Source organism: Streptomyces sp. NBC_00009, assembly GCF_045040855.1.
Taxonomy (GTDB): domain Bacteria; phylum Actinomycetota; class Actinomycetes; order Streptomycetales; family Streptomycetaceae; genus Streptomyces; species Streptomyces aureus.
Genome location: NZ_CP108312.1, coordinates 8,222,357 through 8,243,548 on the forward strand (window position 1 = coordinate 8,222,357; position 21,192 = coordinate 8,243,548).

19 protein-coding genes and 1 pseudogene are annotated in these 21,192 nt (G+C 69.3%); 8 read left to right on the plus strand and 12 right to left on the minus strand.

Translation table 11 applies throughout. The annotated features are described in order from the left end of the window. Positions 1-58: 58 nt before the first annotated feature. Positions 59-457 (minus strand): ATP-binding protein, encoded by a 399-nt coding sequence (locus OHA58_RS37425; RefSeq protein WP_405484229.1) that lies wholly within the window; start codon positions 455-457, stop codon positions 59-61. 518 nt (positions 458-975) lie between these two features. Between OHA58_RS37425 and OHA58_RS37430 the strand changes: the two genes are divergently transcribed. After that, positions 976-1,329 (plus strand): VOC family protein, encoded by a 354-nt coding sequence (locus tag OHA58_RS37430; protein ID WP_405484231.1) that lies wholly within the window; start codon positions 976-978, stop codon positions 1,327-1,329. Between the two features lie 209 nt (positions 1,330-1,538). Here the strand turns inward: OHA58_RS37430 and OHA58_RS37435 are convergent, their stop codons facing one another. From OHA58_RS37435 to OHA58_RS37445, 3 genes are all read right to left on the minus strand, one after another. After that, positions 1,539-1,739, minus strand: coding sequence for a hypothetical protein (locus tag OHA58_RS37435; protein ID WP_405484233.1), 201 nt, complete (start codon positions 1,737-1,739; stop codon positions 1,539-1,541). A 104-nt stretch (positions 1,740-1,843) separates the two neighbouring features. Continuing rightward, positions 1,844-2,548, minus strand: a complete 705-nt coding sequence (locus OHA58_RS37440; protein ID WP_405484235.1) for a LysR family substrate-binding domain-containing protein — start codon at positions 2,546-2,548, stop codon at positions 1,844-1,846. A gap of 278 nt (positions 2,549-2,826) precedes the next feature. Next, the gene (locus tag OHA58_RS37445; protein ID WP_405484237.1) at positions 2,827-3,711 is read right to left on the minus strand and encodes a helix-turn-helix transcriptional regulator; all 885 of its coding nucleotides are present in this window, start codon (positions 3,709-3,711) and stop codon (positions 2,827-2,829) included. A gap of 84 nt (positions 3,712-3,795) precedes the next feature. On the opposite strand from OHA58_RS37445, the gene vdcB reads away from it, so the two are divergent. From vdcB to vdcD, 3 genes are read left to right on the plus strand one after another with little or no spacing between them, the layout of a single operon-like run. Further along, positions 3,796-4,377 carry a non-oxidative vanillic acid decarboxylases subunit B gene (gene vdcB, locus OHA58_RS37450; protein WP_405484239.1) on the plus strand — a complete coding sequence of 194 codons (582 nt, stop codon included), beginning with the start codon at positions 3,796-3,798 and terminating at the stop codon, positions 4,375-4,377. Positions 4,378-4,426: 49 nt separating this feature from the next. Then, on the plus strand, positions 4,427-5,854 hold the full coding sequence (gene vdcC, locus OHA58_RS37455; RefSeq protein WP_405484241.1) for a non-oxidative vanillic acid decarboxylases subunit C: 1,428 nt from the start codon (positions 4,427-4,429) through the stop codon (positions 5,852-5,854). A 33-nt stretch (positions 5,855-5,887) separates the two neighbouring features. Beyond that, positions 5,888-6,127, plus strand: a complete 240-nt coding sequence (vdcD, locus tag OHA58_RS37460; protein WP_405484243.1) for a non-oxidative vanillic acid decarboxylases subunit D — start codon at positions 5,888-5,890, stop codon at positions 6,125-6,127. Positions 6,128-6,456: 329 nt separating this feature from the next. Here the strand turns inward: vdcD and OHA58_RS37465 are convergent, their stop codons facing one another. Next, the gene (locus tag OHA58_RS37465) at positions 6,457-6,681 is read right to left on the minus strand and encodes a hypothetical protein (RefSeq protein ID WP_405484245.1); all 225 of its coding nucleotides are present in this window, start codon (positions 6,679-6,681) and stop codon (positions 6,457-6,459) included. A gap of 84 nt (positions 6,682-6,765) precedes the next feature. Between OHA58_RS37465 and OHA58_RS37470 the strand changes: the two genes are divergently transcribed. Then, positions 6,766-7,995 (plus strand): MalY/PatB family protein, encoded by a 1,230-nt coding sequence (locus tag OHA58_RS37470; RefSeq protein ID WP_405484247.1) that lies wholly within the window; start codon positions 6,766-6,768, stop codon positions 7,993-7,995. 86 nt (positions 7,996-8,081) lie between these two features. Here the strand turns inward: OHA58_RS37470 and OHA58_RS37475 are convergent, their stop codons facing one another. Further along, a complete protein-coding gene (locus tag OHA58_RS37475) occupies positions 8,082-10,238 on the minus strand; it encodes a glycoside hydrolase family 3 N-terminal domain-containing protein (RefSeq protein ID WP_405484249.1) in 2,157 nt (718 codons plus the stop codon). Between the two features lie 106 nt (positions 10,239-10,344). On the opposite strand from OHA58_RS37475, the gene OHA58_RS37480 reads away from it, so the two are divergent. Both OHA58_RS37480 and OHA58_RS37485 read left to right on the plus strand, forming a co-directional pair. Next, a complete protein-coding gene (locus tag OHA58_RS37480) occupies positions 10,345-11,196 on the plus strand; it encodes an endonuclease/exonuclease/phosphatase family protein (RefSeq protein WP_405484251.1) in 852 nt (283 codons plus the stop codon). Continuing rightward, positions 11,193-12,776, plus strand: coding sequence for an alpha-amylase family glycosyl hydrolase (locus tag OHA58_RS37485; protein WP_405484253.1), 1,584 nt, complete (start codon positions 11,193-11,195; stop codon positions 12,774-12,776). The genes OHA58_RS37480 and OHA58_RS37485 overlap by 4 nt, the downstream gene beginning before the upstream one ends. Before the next feature lie 126 nt (positions 12,777-12,902). Here OHA58_RS37485 and OHA58_RS37490 read toward each other — a convergent pair whose 3' ends face one another. Further along, the gene (locus tag OHA58_RS37490; RefSeq protein WP_405484255.1) at positions 12,903-14,360 is read right to left on the minus strand and encodes a sulfatase; all 1,458 of its coding nucleotides are present in this window, start codon (positions 14,358-14,360) and stop codon (positions 12,903-12,905) included. A gap of 161 nt (positions 14,361-14,521) precedes the next feature. Here OHA58_RS37490 and OHA58_RS37495 point away from each other — a divergent pair. After that, positions 14,522-15,712, plus strand: a pseudogene (locus OHA58_RS37495) (RNA-guided endonuclease InsQ/TnpB family protein). 30 nt (positions 15,713-15,742) lie between these two features. Here the strand turns inward: OHA58_RS37495 and OHA58_RS37500 are convergent. The 5 genes from OHA58_RS37500 to OHA58_RS37520 all read right to left on the minus strand — a co-directional run bounded on the left by OHA58_RS37500 (position 15,743) and on the right by OHA58_RS37520 (position 21,175). Continuing rightward, on the minus strand, positions 15,743-17,131 hold the full coding sequence (locus tag OHA58_RS37500; RefSeq protein WP_405484257.1) for a glucoamylase family protein: 1,389 nt from the start codon (positions 17,129-17,131) through the stop codon (positions 15,743-15,745). A 26-nt stretch (positions 17,132-17,157) separates the two neighbouring features. Continuing rightward, entirely contained in the window at positions 17,158-17,958 is an 801-nt protein-coding gene (locus OHA58_RS37505) for a hypothetical protein (protein ID WP_405484259.1), read from the minus strand. 100 nt (positions 17,959-18,058) lie between these two features. Continuing rightward, on the minus strand, positions 18,059-18,946 hold the full coding sequence (locus tag OHA58_RS37510) for a carbohydrate ABC transporter permease (protein ID WP_405484261.1): 888 nt from the start codon (positions 18,944-18,946) through the stop codon (positions 18,059-18,061). After that, positions 18,943-19,929, minus strand: coding sequence for a carbohydrate ABC transporter permease (locus OHA58_RS37515; protein WP_405484263.1), 987 nt, complete (start codon positions 19,927-19,929; stop codon positions 18,943-18,945). Before OHA58_RS37515 ends, OHA58_RS37510 begins: the two co-directional genes overlap by 4 nt. 4 nt (positions 19,930-19,933) lie before the next feature. Then, positions 19,934-21,175, minus strand: coding sequence for an extracellular solute-binding protein (locus OHA58_RS37520; protein ID WP_405484265.1), 1,242 nt, complete (start codon positions 21,173-21,175; stop codon positions 19,934-19,936). Between the last annotated feature and the right edge of the window lie 17 nt (positions 21,176-21,192).

Sequence of the window (21,192 nt, forward strand, 5' to 3'; positions counted from 1 at the left end):
CTCCGATGTGACCGTCGCCCCGCCTCGCCAGGAGGTTGTCGAGGGCAGTCCTGGGGCGTCACGCCGCGGGGACCTGGAACCACACCCACTTACCGCGGTCTCCCGCTGTCGCAACGCCCCACGACTGTGAGGCGGCGTCCAGCAGGTCGAGCCCGCGTCCGGACTCCATGTCCTGGTCTTCGTCTGCGACGCCGGCTCGGTCGCCCGCGCTCATCCCGGGCTCCCTGTCGAAGACAGCACCAGTGATCACGTCGGCGGAGGGGTCGAAGCCGACAGCTACCTCGATCGCCGCTCCCTTGCCATGGCGGACGGCGTTCGAGACTACCTCGGTCAGCAGGAGGGCTGCCGTGTCCGCCCCGGAGGAACCGGTCGGGGCTATCTCATGGAGCGCGGTTCGGGCCTCGGCGGCTGCGCGAGGGTGTCGGGACAGAATGGCGGTGCCGCTGGATGCGTGCATGGGATCTCCGTTTGTCTATTTCCCGGCGAATGCAATCCCCCTGCTTACTCAATCCAGGATGGCCCGGAAATAGGGCCGAATCCGTATGTCTTTGCTCCGCATTCCCATGTCCCGGATGTCACCGGACCGAGTGACGATCGTCATGGGCCGACCGCAGGGGACGGGGCTGGCCGCTGGGGGCGGGGCTGGCCTCGCTCCGAAGTGAACAGCGAAATGCGACGCGACACCATCTTTTCGGGGGGTAGGGCGGTGTCGCGCCGCATATCCATGATGCGCCCCTGATGGGCTCGATTCCGGTGGCGATCTTCCCTTGGTGCTGCAACTAAAGTAACGGTCGATTTTGGAAGAAATAGAGCGATCTTCGTGACGAGCAGTGAGCCGCCGACCCTTGGCGTCACCCCTAGACACGGCCCCGGCGACCGGCTCGCGAAGGGCAATGTGTGCCATGAGTTCGATGCGCGTGCCGGGGACGGCCATCCTGGCGACCACGAGACTGGACGTCCTGGCAAGATGGCGGCATGGAACGTGTGCTTGGTATCGGTGGGTATTTCATGCGGGCCGACGACCCGGCGGCCCTGAGCGCGTGGTATCGCGACTGCCTGGGCCTGGACGCCGATGAGAACGGCCTGTGGCGTCAGGGAGCCGGGCCCACGGTGTTCGCGGCGTTCGAGTCCGGGACCGACTACTTCGGGTCCCGTGCCCAGCAGACCATGCTCAACTTCCGGGTCCGCGACCTGGATGCGATGCTCGCGCAATTGCGCGCCAAGGGCGCGGCCGTGGCCGAGGAAACGCAGGACATGGACGGTGTCGGCCGATTCGGCTGGGTCACCGATCCTGAGGGCAATCGGGTCGAGCTGTGGCAGCCGGCCTGACCACGTCTTCGCGCAGGCGGTGACGTATTGGTGGACCGGCATGCCCCGACCCCAATCGCGGGGGCGGTGGTGTGGTCGGGCCTTTTCTTGGGCGAGACCTGGGGTCGCGGCGCTGCCCCGTCCTCATCCCTGGTTCGGGGGCAAGGCGGTATTCCACGTTCACGACGTCCAGCCGCGCCAGCCTCGGCCAGCTGCCACAGCCTCTCGTCCTACCCGCCCGGAACGACACGGGCCTGCCCCTGCGGCAGCCTCACCGCAGGCGCGTCGCCGCCGAGCCGGTTGCGCCGCAGGGTTGCCAGCATGTCCGCGTCCGGCGTTTGCCCGTGGGCCGGGCGGCTCGTGGCAGCGGCCTCGAATTGCTTGTTGAACGCCAGGGTCTCGGCGAGGTAGTCCTCATCTGTGATCGTCATGCCGACGGCCATCGCACCCGTCCGCGACAACACCCTGTCACCATTTCCTGGTGAACTGGGTCACAGTCCTGTCGTCCCGCCCACCGCTCACCAACCGTTACTGGTCAAAGGATGACCGACGCATCGGCCTCAGCCTCAGATGCCCACTCCTGCGACCCGATCCGGAGCCAGCCGCGATTGCGGGTGGTTTCGGCGACTGTGCGCAGGAAGTGGGTGAGGGTGGGGCGGTGGGTGTCGCCTCGCGTGAGGAGGTGGATCTCGATCGCCGCGGTGGGGGTGAGAGGGCGCCAGATCAGGCCGGCGGGGAGGCCGGGGAGGGCGGAGGCGCCGACGACGGAGACGGCCTGGTGCTGTGTCACCGGGGTGTGGGCTGCGTCGAAGAGCCGGCGCAGGCGGAGCTTGGGGGTGATGCCCGCGCGCTCGAAGATGGCGGTGATGGCGTCGTAGTGGCCGGGGTTTGCTTCGCGTGGGTGGATGAGCACGGTTTGGTCGGCCAGTGCGTCCGCGGGCACCTCGTCGTGGTCGGCGAGGAGGTGATCGCCGTGCATGAGCACGCCTTGCGGTTCAAGTCGTACGAGCGTGCTCACGAGTTGAGGCGTGGGAGGTGGGCAGCGGACCAGGCCGGCGTCGAGCGTGCCGTCGGCGACCCCGGAGAGGACCTCGGTAGTGGACAGCAGCCTGGTGGTGACCGTGATTCCGGGGTGGTGCTCGGCGAGCTGTTCCAGCAGGGTGGGCGCGGTCTCGTAACCGGCGCTCGCGCTGTAGCCGAAGGACAGGCTGCCGTGCGTGCCGGTGGCGAAACCCCGCACGTCCTGCCAGAGCCGGTCGGCCTGCTCGCACAGCGTCTGCCGCCCTGGGTGCGGCCTCGGACGAGCCGGAGGGCGACGAACGGTCCAGCCGACACGGAACGATGGTCCGCAACCAGTCCTTAAACCGGTTTGCGTCGCTGAACGACGCCGACCAAACCGGTTTGAACGTCGGAGGTCAAGGCGTCGGCGGGTGTGATCTGTGTCGTTCTCCGGGCTCGCGCGCTGCCTCTGGAACGGGACCCGTCCCGGCGAGCGACCTCGCGTATGCGTCCGCCGGGTTACGTTCCGCGGAACGCTCCCGGCGTCATGCCCGTCCGCAGTCGGAAGAACTTCGTGAAGTCGCTCGCGTCCGTGAACCCGAGCCGGACGGTGACCTCCTTCGCTGTCAGGCCGCTGTGCTGCAACATGCGCTTGGCCTCCAGAAGGACCCGGTCGTCGACGTACTGCTTGGCCGTACGTCCCGTCGCGGCGAGCGTGGCCCGGGTCAGCGTGCGCGGGCTGTAGCCGAGCGCCGCCGCGTAGTCCTCGACGCGCCGGGTCACCGCGTGGTCCCGCTCGACGGCCGCGTGAAAGCGACGGAACGTCTCCGACGCAGTGGTCGGCCGCGGCGCCGGGCCGCGCGCCTGCGCGAGCCGCACCACGAGGACGGACAGCAGCGCGCGCAGCACCTCGGTGTGTGCCCGGAGGGGGAGTGAGGCCATCGCCCCGTACTCGTAGACGAGATGGTCGAGTGCCCGGCGAACGCCTTCCGCGTCCGAGCCCTCGAGGACCGACGGGCGCTGTTCGTACGGCGGATCCATGTGTGCCAGCGAAACGGTCGCCGGCGGCAGGAAGCCGGGCCGGAACAGCACGATCACCCCGTCCGCCGCCACCAGGTCGGGGCCGAACCGCTGCACCTGCCCCGGCCGGATCCACAGCCACGACCCGGGCTTCAGCTCGTGCTCGACGAAGTCGACCCACATGCGCAGTGGCCGTTCGCGGGCGCCGATCAGCTGGTGGAAGGCGGGGCGCAGGGGCGCGTACGGGTCATTGCCGTGGCGCCGCGAGCGTTCGAGCAGGTCGGCGAGTTCCATCACCTCGACTCCGGCCGGTGCGCCCACGGCCGGGGTGTACTCCAGGTCCCTGACATCGGGGCGCCCTGCAGGGTGTCCGTTTTTCCCCATCGATGGTCCCGAGGGTACCGCTGCCGCGTCCAGATCGCTCCGTAGCGTGAAAGCACAGGTCAGCGACGTGATTGAGGTGGTCCTATGCGGTTGGTCGTGGGAATGACCGGGGCGACGGGTGCCCCGTTCGGTGTCCGTCTGCTGGAGAATCTGCACGAGCTGCCGGGCGTGGAGACGCATCTCGTCCTGTCCCGCTGGGCGCGCACCACCATCGAGCTGGAGACGGGCCTGTCCGTGGCCGAGGTGTCCGCCCTCGCGGACGTCACGCACCATCCCGAGGACCAGGGCGCCACCATCTCCTCCGGTTCGTTCCACACCGACGGCATGGTGATTGTGCCGTGCTCCATGAAGACCCTCGCCGGGATCAGGACCGGATACGCCGAAGGGCTCGTCGCCCGGGCCGCCGACGTGGTTCTCAAGGAGCGACGCAGGCTCGTCCTCGTCCCGCGCGAGACGCCGCTGAGCGAGATCCACCTCCAGAACATGCTCGAACTCGCCCGCATGGGCGTGCAACTGGTGCCGCCCATGCCCGCCTTCTACAACAACCCGCAAACCGTCGACGACATCGTCGACCACGTGGTGGCCCGCATCCTCGACCAGTTCGACCTGCCCGCGCCCGCCGCCCGGCGCTGGGCCGGGATGCGCGCCGCCCGTGCCGCTTCCTGATCCTTCGGCGACGCAGCCTGAAGTCCCCTACCCCGTAAAGGAATTCACCATGGCCTACGACGACTTGCGCAGCTTCCTCGACACCTTGGAGAAGGAGGGGCAGCTGCTGCGCATCACCGACGAGGTGCTGCCCGAGCCGGATCTCGCGGCCGCCGCCAACGCGACGGGCCGCATCGGCGAGAACGCCCCCGCCCTCCACTTCGACAACGTCAAGGGCTTCACCGACGCCCGGATCGCGATGAACGTGCACGGCTCCTGGGCCAACCATGCGCTTGCGCTCGGATTGCCGAAGAACACGCCGGTCAAGGAGCAGGTGGAGGAGTTCGCGCGGCGCTGGGACGCCTTCCCCGTCGCGCCCGAGCGCCGCGATGACGCCCCCTGGCGCGAGAACACCCAGGAGGGCGAGGACGTCGACCTGTTCTCGGTGCTTCCCCTCTTCCGCCTCAACGACGGAGACGGTGGCTTCTATCTCGACAAGGCCGCCGTCGTCTCCCGAGACCCGGAGGACCCGGACGACTTCGGCAAGCAGAACGTCGGTACGTACCGCATCCAGGTCATCGGCACCGACCGGCTCGCCTTCCAGCCCGTGCCCATGCACGACGTGGCCCAGCATCTGCGCAAGGCCGAGGAGAAGGGTGAGGACCTGCCCATCGCCATCACCCTCGGCAATGACCCGGTGATGGCGATCGTGGCCGGGATGCCGATGGCGTACGACCAGAGCGAGTACGAGATGGCGGGCGCCCTGCGCGGCGCGCCCGCGCCGATCGCCACGGCGCCGCTCACCGGCTTCGACGTGCCCTGGGGGAGCGAGGTCGTCATCGAGGGCGTCATCGAGTCCCGCAAGCGCCAGATCGAGGGCCCCTTCGGCGAGTTCACCGGTCACTACTCGGGCGGCCGCCGCATGCCCGTCATCCGCGTGGACCGCGTCTCGTACCGCACGAACCCGGTCTTCGAGTCGCTCTACCTCGGCATGCCGTGGACCGAGTGCGACTACCTCGTCGGGCCCAACACGTGCGTGCCGCTGCTCAAGCAGCTGCGCGCCGAGTTCCCCGAGGTGCAGGCCGTCAACGCCATGTACACACACGGCCTGATGGTGATCATCTCCACGGCCAAGCGGTACGGCGGCTTCGCCAAGGCCGTCGGCATGCGCGCCATGACGACGCCGCACGGGCTCGGCTACGTGGCCCAGGTGATCCTCGTCGACGAGGACGTCGACCCGTTCAACCTGCCGCAGGTCATGTGGGCCATGTCCGCCAAGGTCAACCCGAAGGACGACGTCGTCGTCATCCCCAACCTGTCGGTCCTGGAACTCGCGCCCGCCGCGCAGCCCGCCGGCATCAGCAGCAAGATGATCATCGATGCGACGACGCCGGTCGCCCCGGACGTCCGCGGCAACTTCTCCACCCCGGCCAAGGACCTGCCCGAGACCGCCGAGTGGGCCGCCCGCCTGCAGCGCCTCATCGCGGCCCGCGGCTGACGCCCACCGATCCTCGCCGAAAGGACAACTTCTGTGAACCACCTGCCCGTTGACTGCCCTCGCTGCGCCTTTGAGGAGATCTCCCTGCTTGCCACGTCCCCCGTCCCGGGCGTGTGGGACGTGGTCCAGTGCGGCCGCTGCCTCTACACCTGGCGCACCATCGAACCCGCCCGCCGCACCCGGCGTGACGCCTACCCGGACAGCTTCAAGCTGACGGCGGAGGACATCGAGAACGCCATCGAGGTGCCCGCGGTGCCACCTCTGCTCAAGTGACGTTCCTGGCACGCCCGGAGGACACGTCCGCCAGAACCTGAACGGGCCCGGCGTCGGGCTTCCATCATCGGGGTGAGGCTACCGTCGATCGCAGGACCGGTCGGCGGCCGGGAGGGTGTCGAGATGTCCGTGGTGGCTCGGGTTGCCGAGCACCTCGGTGCGGCCGCACGGCGCGCCGGTGTCGAGGTGGTGACCAGAGCGAAGCCTGAGCGCTCTCGCCGCCTGCGACCAGGCGGAACGCCGCCGCACCGCCATCACCCCGAGTGGCCTCGGCATCCCTGAGTCAACTCGACTGTCCCGCAGCCCAGTTGGAGCATGCGCCGGACCTGTCAGCGCAGAGATTCCACCAAGAGTTCGCCCTGATCGCTGATGACCTCGACGGAGCCGGATATGACGTCGGTGGCCATCACCTTGATCGTCACCGCCACCGCGCAGCAGGCGATGACGGCCGAAGAGATCGCCAGGACGGTACGAGCGAAGCTCCGTTGATCTGCCACGCCGACAGCCCTATCGATCAGATGAAGGGCTGACAAGGCCTCCCGCTTGTGCACCACTGCCCATGGGGAAGCCCAGTGGGGCCATCCGTGGCTACCGCGCCGTCATCGACCCGACCTCGGGTCGTGGCTAGCATCACGACCATGCCATCCGACACGGATCCGTCGATCATGAACCCGCTCGAACAGTTGACGATCGACCAGCTGCGGGCCCGGACCAGCATGAAGTGGACCACCTTTCCGGCCGACGTACTGCCCCTCTGGGTGGCCGAGATGGACGTGCCGCTCGCCGAGCCGGTCGCGGCCAGACTGCACGAGGCCATCGCAGCCGGCGACACCGGCTATCCCAGCGGCCGTGCCTACGCCCGTGCCCTCCAGTCGTTCGCCGCGGACCGCTGGGGATGGCGGGGCTTCGAGGCCGAGCAGACCGCGATCGTCCCCGACGTGATGATGGGCATCGTCGAGGCACTGCGGCTGATCACGTCTCCGGGCGATGCCGTGGTGGTGTGCCCGCCCGTCTACCCGCCGTTCTACGCCTTCGTCACCCACGCCGACAGGAAAGTGATCGAAGCGCCGCTCGGACCCGACGGCCGACTCGACATGGAGACGCTCAGGGCAGCGTTCGCCTCGGCCCAACACGTCTCGGCACGAACCGTCCTGCTGCTGGCCAATCCCCACAACCCCACCGGAACGGTGCACACAAGGGCCGAACTCGTCGCGGTTGCCGCTCTGGCCAGGTCCTTCGGAGTGCGAGTCGTCTCGGACGAGATCCACGCACCCGTGGTCCTGCCCGGTGCGGAGTTCGTCCCCTACCTGACCATCCCCGGCGCCGAGGACGCGTTCGCCCTGCACTCCGCGTCGAAGGCCTGGAATCTCGCCGGCCTGAAGGCGGCACTGCTGGTAGCCGGACCGAACGCCGTCGACGACCTGCACCGGCTTCCGGAGGAGGTGAGCCACGGACCCAGCCACGTCGGCATCCTCGCCCACACCGCCGCCTTCGAGGAGGGACGGCCCTGGCTGGACGCGCTGCTGCGTGGTCTCGACACCAACCGGGCGCTACTCGCCGACCTCGTGGCCGAGCGTCTTCCCGGGCTCGCCCTGATGTGGCCGGAGGCGACGTATCTCGCCTGGCTCGACTGCCGCACCCTCGGCCTCCATACGAGGACCCCGACGGCTGCCGCTCCGGTGGTCAGTGACATCGCCGGCCCCGCCCGGCTGTTCCTCGACCAGGCGCGGGTCGCGTTGAGCTCAGGGCACGCGTTCGGCAGCGGGGGCACCGGGTTCGTACGGATCAACTACGCCACCTCGTCGGCGATCCTGCGCGAAGCGGTGGACCGCATGGCCGCCGCGGTGTCCGGCCTCGAAGCCCCCTGACCGGGCGAGAAGAGCTCCACCACATGTCCAGGTCCGTGACCGACGAGAAGTCGGCCACGGCGCCGGCCGGAAGACCGTACTGTCCGTCAGAGAATGCGCACCGTGCCGCGGGCCCGCGCCGTCGAGCTAGTCCCCGCGTAGACGTCGACGCGGCCGCGCTCCACGACGTACGTCCCTGCCGGGTCGTTCGTCCAGAAGCCGAAGTCCTCGGCGCCGAGCCGGAAGTGGACCGTGGTGCCCTCGCCCGGCTCCAGCGTCACCCGCTCGAAGCCGCGCAGCCGGCGCACCGGCTGGGCGATGCTCGCCGCGACGTCGTGGATGTACAGCTGGACCACCTCGTCGCCGACGCGGTCGCCGGTGTTGGTGACCGTCACCGTGACCTCGAGCGTCTCGCCCGCCGCCAGCTCATCGCGGGTGATATCGGTGCGCCGCAGTTCGGGGGCGCCGGTGGTGAACGTCGTGTAGCTCAGGCCGTGCCCGAACGGGAGCTGCGGGGTCTCGTCCAGGTCCAGGTACTTCGAGACGAACTTCGGGTCGGCGCCGGGGACATGGGCGGGACGGCCGGTGTTCTCGTGGTTGTAGTAGACCGGGATCTGGCCCACCGCCCGCGGGAAGGACACCGGCAGCTTGCCGCCGGGGTTGACCGTGCCGAACAGCACGTCCGCCACGGCGTGCCCCGCCTCGATGCCCGGGTGCCATGCCTCGAGGACCGCGGGCGCGGTGTCCAGCCAGCCGCCGATCGTCAGGGGCCTGCCGTTCAGGAGGACCACGGCGTACGGCTTGCCGGTCGCGGCGACGGCGGCGATCAGCTCCTCCTGCCCGCAGGGCAGTGCGATGTCGCTGCGCACGGCCGCCTCGCCGCTGAGCGCGGGGGGTTCGCCGACCACGACGACGGTGACCTCGGCCTCCCGCGCCGCGGCGACCGCGGCCGCGATGTCGTCATCGGCGTGGGTGACGCGGGCGCCGGGAGCAGCCGTGCGCACCGCGTCCAGGATGCTCACGGACGGCAGCTGGAAGCCGCCGGGACCGGCCCACGTGCCGTGCAGGTCAGTGGAGTTCGCGAGCGGGCCGACCACCGCGATCGAGGGTGTGGTGCGCTCCAGGGGGAGGACGCCGTCGTCGTTCTTGATCAGCACCATCGACCGGGCGCCCGCGGCTCGCGCCGCCTCCCGTGCGGCCGGCGTCGGACCGGCGATCTCGGCGGCCTCATCGGTGTACGGCTGGTCGAACAGGCCGAGGGCGAACTTGAGGCGCAGGATGCGCGTGACCGCGTCGTCGAGGCGGGACTCGCCGAAAAGGCCGTCGGCCACGAGCTGCTCGCCGTGCTCGGTCACGTTGGTGGAGACCATCTCCATGTCGAGCCCGGCGTTGAAGGCGAGTCGAGCCGCGTCGGCACCGTCCTCGGCGAAGCCGTGCGCGATGAGTTCCTCGACACCTGTGTAGTCGCTGACGACGAACCCGTCGAAGGCCCACTCCTCCTTGAGGATCGTGTTCATCGTGTGCGGATTGCCGTGTGCCGGTACGCCCGCGACGGTGCTGAACGCTGCCATCACCGTGGCCACGCCCGCGTCCACGGCGGCCTTGAAGGGCGGCAGGTAGTGGTTGCGCAGCCGCTGCTCGGAGACATCGACCGTGTTGTAGTCGCGGCCGCCCTCCGCCCCGCCGTAGGCGACGAAGTGCTTGGCGCATGCCGCGATGCGCTCCCCGTCCGCCAACTCGCTGCCGTCGTCGGCGCCTTGGTAGCCGCGGACCTTGGCCACCGCGAAGACGGCGTTGACGTACGGATCCTCGCCGCAGCCCTCCGCGATGCGGCCCCAGCGCGGCTCGTGGGTGACGTCCATCATCGGCGAGAACGTCCAGCGCACACCGTTCGAGCGGGTCTCCGCCGCAGACACCTCGGCGTCCCGGCGGGCCACCTCCGGGTCGAAGGACGCCGCCTGGGCCAGCGGGATCGGGAACGTGGTCCAGAAGCCGTGGATGACGTCCAGGCCGAACAGCAGCGGGATGCCGAGCCGGGACTCCTCGATGGTCATCCGCTGCAGCGCGTTGGTGTGCGCCGCGCCATGGATGTTGAGCACCGAGCCGAGCAGACCGGCGCGCGCCGCCGCCTCGATGTGCGCGGTCTGGCCGCCGCCCGGCCCCGTGTCACCGGTCCAGGTCAGCTGCTGCAGCTGCCCCAGCTTCTCGGCGGTCGTCATCTGGTCGAGAAGCACCTTGACCTGGTCCTCATACCGTCGAAGCATGCGAGCCCCTCACCGCTCTATTGCCGCATCGCCCATGCGAAGTTAACGTGTGCGCCAGTCATGTAAGCGCATTCAGGAAGCGCATACAAGTGGGTGGAGGTTTCTGATGGCCGACCTCGGGATTCCGACGGCCGGGGACGGACTGCACGTCATGAGCTTCAACCTGCAGGTCCACTGGGACAACCCGCCCCACACCTGGACCGAGCGCAGGCAGACGGTCGCCGACCTGCTGCGTCGTGCACGTCCCCACCTCATCGGCACCCAGGAAGGCCTGCGGCACCAAGTACACGATGTCGAGGCCGCCTTGGGCGCGTACGGTGGCCACTACGGCTGGATCGGCGAGGGCCGGGAGGGCGGTGACGACGGCGAGTTCATGGCCATCTTCTACGACCGTCGGCGCCTGACCCCCCTGACACACGGTCACTTCTGGCTCTCCGGCACACCGGACATCCCGGCCTCCAACACCTGGGGCGGCGGCTGCCCCCGCATGGTCACCTGGGCCCACTTCCGCGACCTGGCCACGGGCGACGAGCTGTACGCCGCCAACACCCACTTCGACCATGCGAGCGCCCACGCCCGAGAACGCTCCGCGGCCCTGCTCGCCGAGCGGCTGAGCGCTCTCGCGCCGGACGTCCCGACCATCGTCACCGGCGACTTCAACACCCCGGCGGGTCCCGGCAGTCCGCCGTACACCCGCCTGCTCGCCGACGCGGGTCTCGTGGACGCCTGGGAAGCGGCCGAGGAACGCGGCCCGGACCTGGGCACCTTCCACGACTACCGCCCCCCGGTCCCCGACGGCGAGCGCATCGACTGGATTCTCGTCTCACGCGGCGTCCGGATCCGCTCGGCACACGCCAACACCTTCGCGCCCGGCGGCCGCTTCCCCAGCGACCACCTGCCGATCGAGGCTGTTCTGCACACCGCACCCCGACCGTCCTCGGAGGACCCCACCCCATGACCTCTCGCCGCCCCGCCACCGAGTGGCTCGCCGACGCCGTCCTCTACCAGATCTACCCGCAGTCCTTCGCCGACTCCGACGGCGACGGCATCGGCGACTTCGCCGGTGCCGAGGCCAAGCTGGACCACCTGGCCTGGCTCGGCGTGAACACCGTCTGGTTCAACCCGTGCTTCGCCTCGCCGTTCCGGGACGCGGGCTACGACGTCAGCGACTACCTCACCGTCGCCCCGCGCTACGGCACCAACGACGACCTGGTCAACCTCGTCGACGCCGCCCGGAGCCGCGGCATCCGCGTCCTGCTCGACCTCGTCGCAGGCCACACCTCCGACGAACACGCCTGGTTCAAGGCATCGGCCAACGACCCCGCCGACCAGCGCTACATCTGGGCCGACACCGAGACGGCGCCCCCCGGCTTCGTCGCCTCGCCCGGCACCCGCCCCGGCTTCTACCAGCCCAACTTCTTCGAGTCGCAGCCCGCCCTCAACTTCGGCCACGCCCGCAGAAACGCGGACGAGCCCTGGCGCCTGCCCGTCGACGCCGAAGGACCCCGCGCCAACCGCCGCGCGCTGCGCGACATCATGGACCACTGGCTCTCCCTCGGCCTGTCCGGCTTCCGCGTCGACATGGCCGCATCGCTGGTCAAGGACGACCCGGGCCACGTCGAAACCGCCAAACTGTGGCGGGAGCTGCGCGGCCGGCTCGACAACAGCCACCCGCACGCGGCACTCCTGTCCGAGTGGGGCGACCCGGCGATCTCCGTCCCGGCCGGCTTCCACGCCGACTTCTTCCTGCAGTTCGGCTCCGAGAACGACGGCCTGTACCTGCGCTCCCTGTGGAACAACTTCGCCGGCACGGTCAGCGAGCCCTGGACGCCGCAGGCCCCGTACTTCGACGCGTCGGGCGAAGGCTCCGCGCGGACCTTCCTTGACGGCTGGCGCGCGGCCCGCGACGCCATCGGCGACGCCGGCTTCATCGCCCTGCCCACCGCCAACCACGACTTCTCCCGCCTGGCCTGCGGGCCGCGCACCGCCGAGCAGCTGCCCGCCGCCTTCGCGTTCCAGCTCACCTGGCCCACGCTGCCCGCGATCTACTACGGCGACGAGATCGGCATGCGCTACGTCCCCGGCCTGCCCGACCACGAGGGCAGCCGCCTCGGCCCCCGCTACAACCGGGCCGGCTCACGCACCCCCATGCAATGGGACGACACGCCCAACGCGGGCTTCTCCACCGCCCCGGCCGACCGCCTCTACCTGCCCGTCGACCCCGACGCGGACCGGCCCACAGTCGCCGCCCAGCAGGCCGACCCCGACTCCCTGCTGAACCTGGTCCGCCGCCTCATCGCGCTGCGCCGCGCCACCCCGGACCTCGGCCCCGCGGGCAGCACCGAGGTCCTGCACGACGGCTACCCGCTGGCCTACGTCCGCGGAGGCCGCTACCTCGTCGTCGTCAACCCGCGCGGCGAACACGCGGACGCAGCCGCACCGAAGGACACCGCCACCCCGGTGGTGGCCTCCGGGGTCACGGTGAGCGGGGGCAGGATCAGCGCCGACGGCTTCGGTTACGGCATCTTCGAGCTTTGACGTGCTCCCTGGCCTAAGGTTCAGGGATTCCGGCCTGGGTCGTCTGCCCCCTCCGGGGGCTTCCTGCCAGGACGGTTCTGCGCCGCGGAGCGGAGGCGCTGGTGGTGACCGGCACGGACTGCTGCGTCATAGCGGCTCCTCGGTGCTCACGTGCTCCGGTGTGTCCAGGTAGTGCAGTTGCAGCGCGGTGAGCCGCGCCGTGAGGTCCTCGACGACCTGCGCGCACTCGGGGTCGTCGTACCGGTTGTGCAACTCGTCCGGATCCCGCTCCAGATCGAACAGCTCCCACTGCGGCGCACGGGTCTGCGGCAACGCCCCGACCTGCCCCGAACCGTGGCCCGGGTAATGGATCAACTTGTGCGTCCGGGTACGGATCCCGTAATTGGCCTGCACGCCATGGCACACGTCCAGATGCTCGAAGTAGCGGTAGTAGACCGCGTCACGCCAGTCGTCCGGCCGCTCTCCCCGCAGCAGCGGCAGCAGACTCCTGCCCTGCATCCGCTCGTGTGCGGGCACGTCGGCCAGGTCGAGGATCGTCGGCGCGTAGTCGACGTTCGCCACCAGCTCGTCGCACGACGACCCCGGCTCCACCACCCCCGGCCAGCGCACGACCAACGGGATGCGCAGCGACGGCTCATACATGAACCGCTTGTCGAACCAGCCGTGTTCACCCAGATAGAAACCGTGGTCGGAGGTGTACGCGACCGCGGTGCCGTCGGTCAGCCCGCTGACATCGAGATAGTGCAGGACACGGCCCACGTTCTCGTCGAGCCCCGCGATCACCCGCAGGTACTCCTTGATGTAGCGCTGATAGCGCCACTCCCGCTCCTCCCGCTCCGAAAGCCCCTCGGGCACCGGCATCTTGAGGTCCTGCGGCAGCAGATCCGACATCCGCATCCGCGCCTCGGCCGCCGCGCCCGACCGGTTCGCGTAATCGTCGTGGAGCGTGGCCGGGGCCGGAATCTCCTCGTGCTCGTACAGGTGACGATGGCGCTCGGCCGGCTCGAAGGCGCGGTGCGGCGCCTTGTGCTGGATCAGCAGCGCGAACGGCCGCTCCGGATCACGCCGGTCCAGCCAGTTCAGGGCCAGGTCGGTGATGATATCGGTGACGTAGCCGCTGTACTGGTGCTCACCGTCGGCGGTCAGGAACGTGGGGTCGTGGTACTGGCCGTGCTCCGGCAGGATCTCCCAGTGATCGAAGCCGCACGGGTCGCTGACGCCACCGTGCCCCAGATGCCACTTGCCGACGATCGCCGTCTGATAGCCCGCCGCCTGCAACATCTCGGGAAACGACGGCTGACGTGCGTCGAACTTCTGCCCCGGCTGCTCCAGCGTCGTCATGCCGTGCACATGGCTGTACGCGCCGGTGAGCAGCGTCGCACGGGCGGGCGAGCAGATCGAGTTCGTACAAAAGGCGTTGTCGAACCGCATGCCTTCAGCCGCGAGCCGGTCCACCGCCGGAGTCCGGTTGATGACACTGCCGTACGCGCCGATGGCCGGCACGGCGTGGTCGTCGGTCATCATCAGGATGATGTTGGGGCGCCGGACTGGGCGACGGCCCTGTCCGTGTCTCGGATCCGTCATCGGGTTCCTCCGTGGATACTCCGCGCTTCAGGGTGGAGAGGAAACGGGCTCGTGGGGAGCTGGGTAAGGGGCTGTGATATGCCGTCAGGGCGGATCACGGTGCTGTGACCGGCAGATTTGGTGTTGAGTCGCAGTCTCATTAGTTTGTGAGCGTGACGGCGATGTGTGTGAAGCGGGCGTTCAAGTACCGCTTCTATCCGACCGATGCGCAGGCGGCCGAGCTGTCGCGCACGTTCGGCTGCGTGCGCAAGGTCTATAACCTCGCGCTGGTCGCCCGCACCGAGGCGTGGGCGCGCCAGGAGCGGGTCAACTACAACGCCACCTCGGCGATGTTGACCGCGTGGAAGAGGACCGAGGACCTGGCGTTCCTCAACGATGTGTCGTCGGTGCCGTTGCAGCAGACGTTGCGGCACTTGTAGACGGCGTTCACCCACTTCTTCGCCAAGCGGGCAAGGTATCCGCGCTTCAAGTCGCGGAAGAAGTCCCGCAAGTCCGCCGAGTACACCACCAGCGGGTTCCGCTTCCGTGACGGCCGCCTGACGCTGGCGAAGATGAGCGAACCGCTCGACATCGTGTGGTCGCGCCCGCTCCCGCCAGGAGCGAAGCCGTCCACGGTGACCGTCTCCCAGGACCCGGCGGGACGCTGGTTCGTCTCCCTGCTGTGCGAGGACCCGTCCGTGTCGCCGCTCCCGGCAAACGGTCAGGCGGTCGGCATCGACGTGGGCCTCGAACATCTCCTGACCCTGTCCACCGGCGAGAAGATCGCCAACCCCCGGCACGAACGCAAGGACCGCGCCCGCCTCGCCAAAGCCCAGCAAAACCTTTCCCGCAAGGCCAAGGGCGACGGCGCTAACCGGGCCAGGGCCCGGCGAAAGGTCGCAAGGATCCACGCCCGTATCGCCGACCGGCGCCGCGACCACCTGCACAAACTGACCACTCGGCTCGTGCGCGAAAACCAAACGCTCGTGATCGAGGACCTGACCGTACGCAACATGGTCAAGAACTGCAGCCTTGCCCGCGCCATCAGCGATGCCGCGTGGTCGGACTTGCGGAGCATGCTGGAGTACAAGGCCGCCTGGTACGGGCGGGAAGTGATCGCTGTCGACCGCTTCTTCCCCTCCTCCAAGCTGTGCTCCCACTGCGGCGCCCTCGCAAAGAAGATGCCGCTGCATGTTCGAACCTGGACCTGCGACACCTGCGGAACGACCCACGACCGGGACATGAACGCAGCGAACAACCTGCTGGCCGCCGGACTGGCGGTGACAGCCTGTGGAGCTGGTGTAAGACCTCAACGGAGAACTCCGGGCGGGCAGTCGGTAACGAAGCAGGAAACCCCACGGTGCGAGCCGTAGGAATCCCCCTCGTTCACGAGGGGGAGGAAGTCAAATTCCGAAGTTCTCCTTCGCCAGCAGCGGCCGCACGCGCCGCGCGAACCCTCCGCTGCGGAACGGGCCCTGCAGCAGCCCCGGCTTGAGTACTTGGGCGAGCGCCGCCGCGATCATGCCCTGGTCCAGCGCGAGCATGTAGTCGCTGACCCGGCCCGTGTTCACGTCGACCGAGTCGCGGAAGCCCAGGCCGTCCTCGTACGCCCCGAAGTCCCGGGCGATGCGCTGCAGGTTGGTGACCGCCTCGTCGCGTGCGAACGGCATCGCCAGGAAGGACGCGTGCGGAGTGACCACGCCGTCGGAGGTGTAGCCGTCGACCGCCATGCCGAGGGCGTCCACGCCGTACGTGGCGTAGCCGCCCGCGGGGACGTCGGCAGGGGAGAAGCCCCAGTAGCCGTACGCCTCCTCGACCATCCCGTGCTCGATCTGACTGCGCACGTAGCGCTGGTGGTTGAGGCCCCACGCGCCCGGCGACCACGCCGTCTCCGGCACGAACAGCGGCACCATCAGCGCCTCGAACATCGACCCGCCCCAGGAGGGGACGATCTTGCGGCCTCGGTACGTGTAGTGCCCGCGCCACAGCCGCACACCGTCGACCGTGACCCACTCACCCTCGGGCTGCTGGTCCTGCTCGGCGCCCGGCTCCAGGGTGCGGAAGGTGTGCCAGTAGTGCTCGCCGGGCAGCGAGCCGTCGGCGATGCCGAGGTAACTGGCCATGCGTGGCTCGGTGTTGAGTGCGCCGTACCAGTGCGGGGTGAAGGACTCGGTGGCCGTGGAGTAACCGCCGTGCAGCTGGCCGGGGCCCGCCGCCGGATCCGAGGCGTCGTACGGCGTGTAGTAGAACGACCAGTCGGCGTCCGCGAGCAGCCGCGCCACGCGGGGGCGCAGCTCCGCGTCGGCGTCGGCGGCGATCCTCAGGCCCGTGACCAGCCAGGCGTTGTCGACGGACGACAGGAACGGGTCGACCGGGTCGCCGCTGCCCGGCCACGTCGTGAGGGTCTCGCCGGTGTAGGCGTCGTACCAGTTGAACCAGAAGCCGTGGGCGCGCTCCAGCCGTTCGACGGCGGTGACGGTGCGGGCGAGGCGGCGGTGCATCGTCGTGGCGTCGATGACCCCGAGCCCGCCGGCCGCGACCGTCGCCCACAGCCCGCAACCGATGTTGGTCGGCGAGGTGTTGACGGACGGCGTGAGCCTGCTCGCGGTGACGTCCATCGTGTCCGCGGCCAGCCCGAAGTCCGTGGTCAGGGCCTCGATGGAGCGGTACGTGTCGCGGAACCAGCGGCGCAGCAAGGCGTCCGTGCCGGCGCCGGCGGCCGTGCCGGTGGCGCCGAGAGCGAGGGCGGTGGACGCGCCTGCTGCGGTGGCGAGGAAGGTGCGGCGTTTCATCCGTTCTCTCCTGTGGGGTGGCGTGGTCAGATACGGGACAGGTGGAGCGAGCGCAGGCCCGGCAGCGGGACGTCGAGTGACAGGGACGCGGTGCCGTCCGGTGTCGTCGTCAGCGTCGGGAGTGGGTCGTGGGGCAGGGGGTTGCTGAATGCGCCGCGGGCCGTGAGCAGGGTGACGCCGAGTGCGCCGCAGGCCGTCTCGGCGTCGGTGGGAACGGTCTCCGAGCAGTGCAGTGAGGCTGCGTACGAGGCGTCCGCGGCGAGGCCGGTCACCCGCACAACGGCCGTGCGGTCCAGCGCTGCCGAACCCGACGGCGTACCGGTGCGGTCGGCGGCCGTGTTCCACACCACGACGTGCACGTGCGAGCCATCGTCCGTGTGTCTGGCCACGGCGCGGACCAGGGCCTGGGCGCCGTCGCCGTCGACGTGCGGGGGTACGGCGCCGGTGGCGTCGACCGTGACGGTCACGGTTGCGAGGGCGATACCCCGGGCCTTGACGCACCCGGGAACGGGCGTCGGGGTCAGCACGCCGGTGCCGCCGTCGGTCAGGGCCGCGACCTTGTACCAGTAGCCCCGACCGGCTTCCGCCCGGGTGTCGGCGTACGGAGGGTGGGGGAGTGGCTGACCGGGCAGGGGCTTGTAGGGGCCGTCCGCGAACGGCGAGCGGTGCACCACGTATTCACGGGCGCCCGGCACCGGCTCCCAGGTCAGGAGCACATGACCGGTGCCGTCCTCGGCGCGCAGTCCGGCCGGCGGTGGCAGGGTGATGTCCTGCGCCGGGTGCGAGGTCCGGTGGGGGGCGCGCTGCGTGGCGATCCTCGGTGACATGGTGGTCCGCCTCTCGAATGGATGCGCATACATTCTTGGCGTACGGATTCACCGGCCCCCGCCCCCGTGGCATGGGGCGGGAACTGGTCTGCGGGAAGGGCTACTTCAGCCCTGCGGTGGCGATGCCCTGGGTGAAGAAGCGCTGGAGCAGGACGAAGACAAGCAGCACCGGCAGCACCACGAGGAACGCCCCTGCCATCAGGACGCCGTTGGAACCGTCCGCCTGGGTCGGGTCCGTGGCGAACGTGGCGAGCGCGACCGGGAGCGTGTACTTGCCCGGGTCGTTGGTGGCGACCAGCGGCCACAGGAAGTTGTTCCAGGAACCGAGGAACACGAAGATCGACAGTGTCGCCAGGGCCGGCTTGACCAGCGGCAGCACGATCCGACAGAAGATGTACCACTCGCGGGCACCGTCCATTCGCGCCGCCTCGAGCAGCTCGTCCGGGATGGCCTGGATGAACTGCCGCATGAGGAAGACACCGAAGGCCCCGGCCGCGAACGGCAGGATCAGCGCGGCGTAGCTGTCGATCAGCCCCATCGCGCTCATCATCACGAACATGGGCAGCAGCATGAGGTTGCCGGGCACCATCAGCGCGCCGAGCACGATGCCGAAGATCGGCCGCTTCCCGGCGAAGTTCAGCTTCGCCAGGGCGTACCCGAGCATCGAGCAGAACAACAGGTTGCAGACGGTCACGAACACGGCCACGAGCAGGGAGTTGAAGAGCGCCTGCCCCACGTCCATCCGGTCGAGCAGTTCCCGGAAGTTGTCCAGGGTCCACTCGGACGGCAACCACACCGGCGGGCTCGCGCCCAGCTCCCGTTGCGTCTTGAACGACGACAGTGCCATCCACAGGAACGGCGCGACCGTCACGATCAGTCCGACGGTGAGCAGGACGTAGACGAGTGTCCGACGGGCCCGGGCCGCCGGGGCCCGCCGCGCCCTGCTCGCCGGGGCCGCGAGCGGGGCCCGGGTCTCAGTCGTGCTCATGACGTCTTGTCCTTCAGGAGGCGGAGCTGGAGCGTGGTGATCGCGAGGACGATCACGAACAGGACGTACGCCATGGCGCTGGCATAGCCCATGTGGAAGAAGTCGAAGCCCTCGCGGTACATGTGCAGAGAGATCGTCAGGGTGCTGTCCGACGGGCCGCCGTCGGTCATCACGAAGGGCTCCTCGAAGACGTTGAGGAAGCCGATCGTGGTCATGACGGCGACGTAGAGCATGGTGGGCCGCAGCAGCGGCACCGTGATCCTGCGGAACTCCTGGAAGATCCCCGCGCCGTCGATCCGTGCCGCCTCCCGCACCTCCGTCGGAATGGCCTGCAGGCCGGCGAGGAAGAGGACCATCGCCGAGCCCATGTTGCGCCAGACGGCCATCATGATCAGTGAGGGCATCGCGAGCGTCTCGGAGCCGAGGAAGTCCGGTGTCTGGATGCCGAGTTGGTGGCCGAGGCCCGCGATCAGGCCCTCGCTGGGATCGAGGACGAAGCGCCAGATGACGGCGACGGCCACGATGGCGGTGACGACCGGCGCGTAGAAGCCGACCCGGAAGAAGGTGCGCAGCCGGTCGATGCCCGAGTTGAGCAGCACGGCGGCCGCCAGGCCGCTGCCGATGGTCAGCGGCACGCCGAGCACCACGAAGTACCCGGTGTTGAAGAGCGCCTTGACGAACTTGTCGTCCTGGAACAGCTTCGTGTAGTTGTCCAGGCCCACGAACTGCGCCGACAGCGGATCAGTGACGTTGCGCAGACCGAAGTCGGTGAAGCTCATCAACAGCGTGGCCGCGATCGGGAACGCCATGAAGGTGAGGAACAGGACCAGGAACGGCGTGGAGAACAGCCAGCCGGCGAGATGGTGGCGGGACAGCCGGTCCCGACGGCGCCGGTCGGGCCCGGCGCCGTCATCCTGGGCCTTCGGCACCACTGCGTCCTGCCCGGCACCAGGCGTACCGGCCTGTGCGGTGGTGGTGCTCATGGGGTCAGTCCACCAGCCCCTCGGCCGTCTTCTGCAGCGCCTTCGCGGTCGCCGCCGGGTCCGCGCCCTGCGAGATCTTCGCCAGGGCGCCCTCGACGGCGGCGGCGAACTCGTTCCACTTCTCCAGCGGCGGGATCGCCTTCGCCGTGTCGAGCGAGGTCTTGAAGGTGGCGAGCGAGTCGCCGCCGCTCTTGAGGGCGGGCTCGTCCCAGGCGGCCTTGTTGGCCGGCAGCGCCTTGTCCGCCTCGTACCACTTGGCCTGCATCTTCGGCGTGGTGAGGTACTGGGTCAGCTCCTCGGCCGCCGCCTTGTGCGCGCTGTTCTTGAACGTGACGAGGGAGGCGCCGCCGACCCAGGAGGTCGAGGTCTTGTCCGCGGGGACGGGTACGACCTTGTACTTGTCCTTGATCTGCGGCTGCTGGTCGGCGATGTTGCGCACCATCCACGGGCCGGACTGGAACATGGGCCGCTTGCCGGAGGCGAAGTCCTTGGTGACGTCGTACCCGGGCGTGAAGGTCTTCTTGGCCAGGCCCTTCTTGAAGTAGCCGGCCCACTCGGTGAACGCCCGTATCGCAGCGGGGGAGTCGAGGGCCGGCTTGCCGTCCTCGCCGATCAGTTCGCCGCCGGCCGAGTACAGGTACTGCACCCAGCTCTGCCAGGCGCCGGTGCTGCTGGGCTGCAGGTCCGTGCCCCACTCGGCGCCCGCCTTCTGGTAGGCGGCGGCGAGGGCCTGCTGCTCCTTCCACGTAGTGGGGGCCTTGTCGACGCCGGCCTTCTTGGCGAGGTCGGTGCGGTAGTAGAGCGCGCGGGTGTCGGCGTACCAGGGAACGCCGTACGCGGTCCCCTCCTTGACGTTGCTGTCCCAGGTGGCGGGGAAGAAGTCGGACTTCTTGAACGTCTTGGTGTCCACCGGCTCCAGGGCGTCCAGGGCGATGAACTCGCCCATCATCGTGGAGCCCATCTGCGCCATGTCCGGGGTCTTCTTGGCGGCGATGGCCGACACCAGTTTCTGGTGCACGACGTCCCAGCCCACCGGGGTCACCTTGACGGTGATGTTCGGGTGCTGCTTGGTGAACTCGTCGGTGACCGCCTTGAGGCGGGTGCCCTCCTCGCCCATGGCCCACACCGTGAGCGTTTGCTTCTTGTCCGCTGCCACCTGCTCGCCACCGCCGCTTCCGCAGGAGGTCAGGGCGAGCGCCGTCACCACCACGGTCGCGGCGACGCTGACGGACTTGGTGCGTGTCATGGGGCCCTCCAACACAT

Coding starts and splice junctions, on each gene's coding strand:
- OHA58_RS37510 (WP_405484261.1), bottom strand. CDS start 18,946: ATGAGCACGACTGAGACCCGGGCCCCGCTCGCGGCCCCGGCGAGCAGG.
- OHA58_RS37430 (WP_405484231.1), top strand. CDS start 976: ATGGAACGTGTGCTTGGTATCGGTGGGTATTTCATGCGGGCCGACGAC.
- OHA58_RS37470 (WP_405484247.1), top strand. CDS start 6,766: ATGCCATCCGACACGGATCCGTCGATCATGAACCCGCTCGAACAGTTG.
- OHA58_RS37425 (WP_405484229.1), bottom strand. CDS start 457: ATGCACGCATCCAGCGGCACCGCCATTCTGTCCCGACACCCTCGCGCA.
- vdcC (WP_405484241.1), top strand. CDS start 4,427: ATGGCCTACGACGACTTGCGCAGCTTCCTCGACACCTTGGAGAAGGAG.
- OHA58_RS37445 (WP_405484237.1), bottom strand. CDS start 3,711: ATGGGGAAAAACGGACACCCTGCAGGGCGCCCCGATGTCAGGGACCTG.
- vdcB (WP_405484239.1), top strand. CDS start 3,796: ATGCGGTTGGTCGTGGGAATGACCGGGGCGACGGGTGCCCCGTTCGGT.
- OHA58_RS37485 (WP_405484253.1), top strand. CDS start 11,193: ATGACCTCTCGCCGCCCCGCCACCGAGTGGCTCGCCGACGCCGTCCTC.
- OHA58_RS37435 (WP_405484233.1), bottom strand. CDS start 1,739: ATGACGATCACAGATGAGGACTACCTCGCCGAGACCCTGGCGTTCAAC.
- OHA58_RS37490 (WP_405484255.1), bottom strand. CDS start 14,360: ATGACGGATCCGAGACACGGACAGGGCCGTCGCCCAGTCCGGCGCCCC.
- OHA58_RS37520 (WP_405484265.1), bottom strand. CDS start 21,175: ATGACACGCACCAAGTCCGTCAGCGTCGCCGCGACCGTGGTGGTGACG.
- OHA58_RS37475 (WP_405484249.1), bottom strand. CDS start 10,238: ATGCTTCGACGGTATGAGGACCAGGTCAAGGTGCTTCTCGACCAGATG.
- OHA58_RS37480 (WP_405484251.1), top strand. CDS start 10,345: ATGGCCGACCTCGGGATTCCGACGGCCGGGGACGGACTGCACGTCATG.
- OHA58_RS37500 (WP_405484257.1), bottom strand. CDS start 17,131: ATGAAACGCCGCACCTTCCTCGCCACCGCAGCAGGCGCGTCCACCGCC.
- OHA58_RS37505 (WP_405484259.1), bottom strand. CDS start 17,958: ATGTCACCGAGGATCGCCACGCAGCGCGCCCCCCACCGGACCTCGCAC.
- OHA58_RS37515 (WP_405484263.1), bottom strand. CDS start 19,929: ATGAGCACCACCACCGCACAGGCCGGTACGCCTGGTGCCGGGCAGGAC.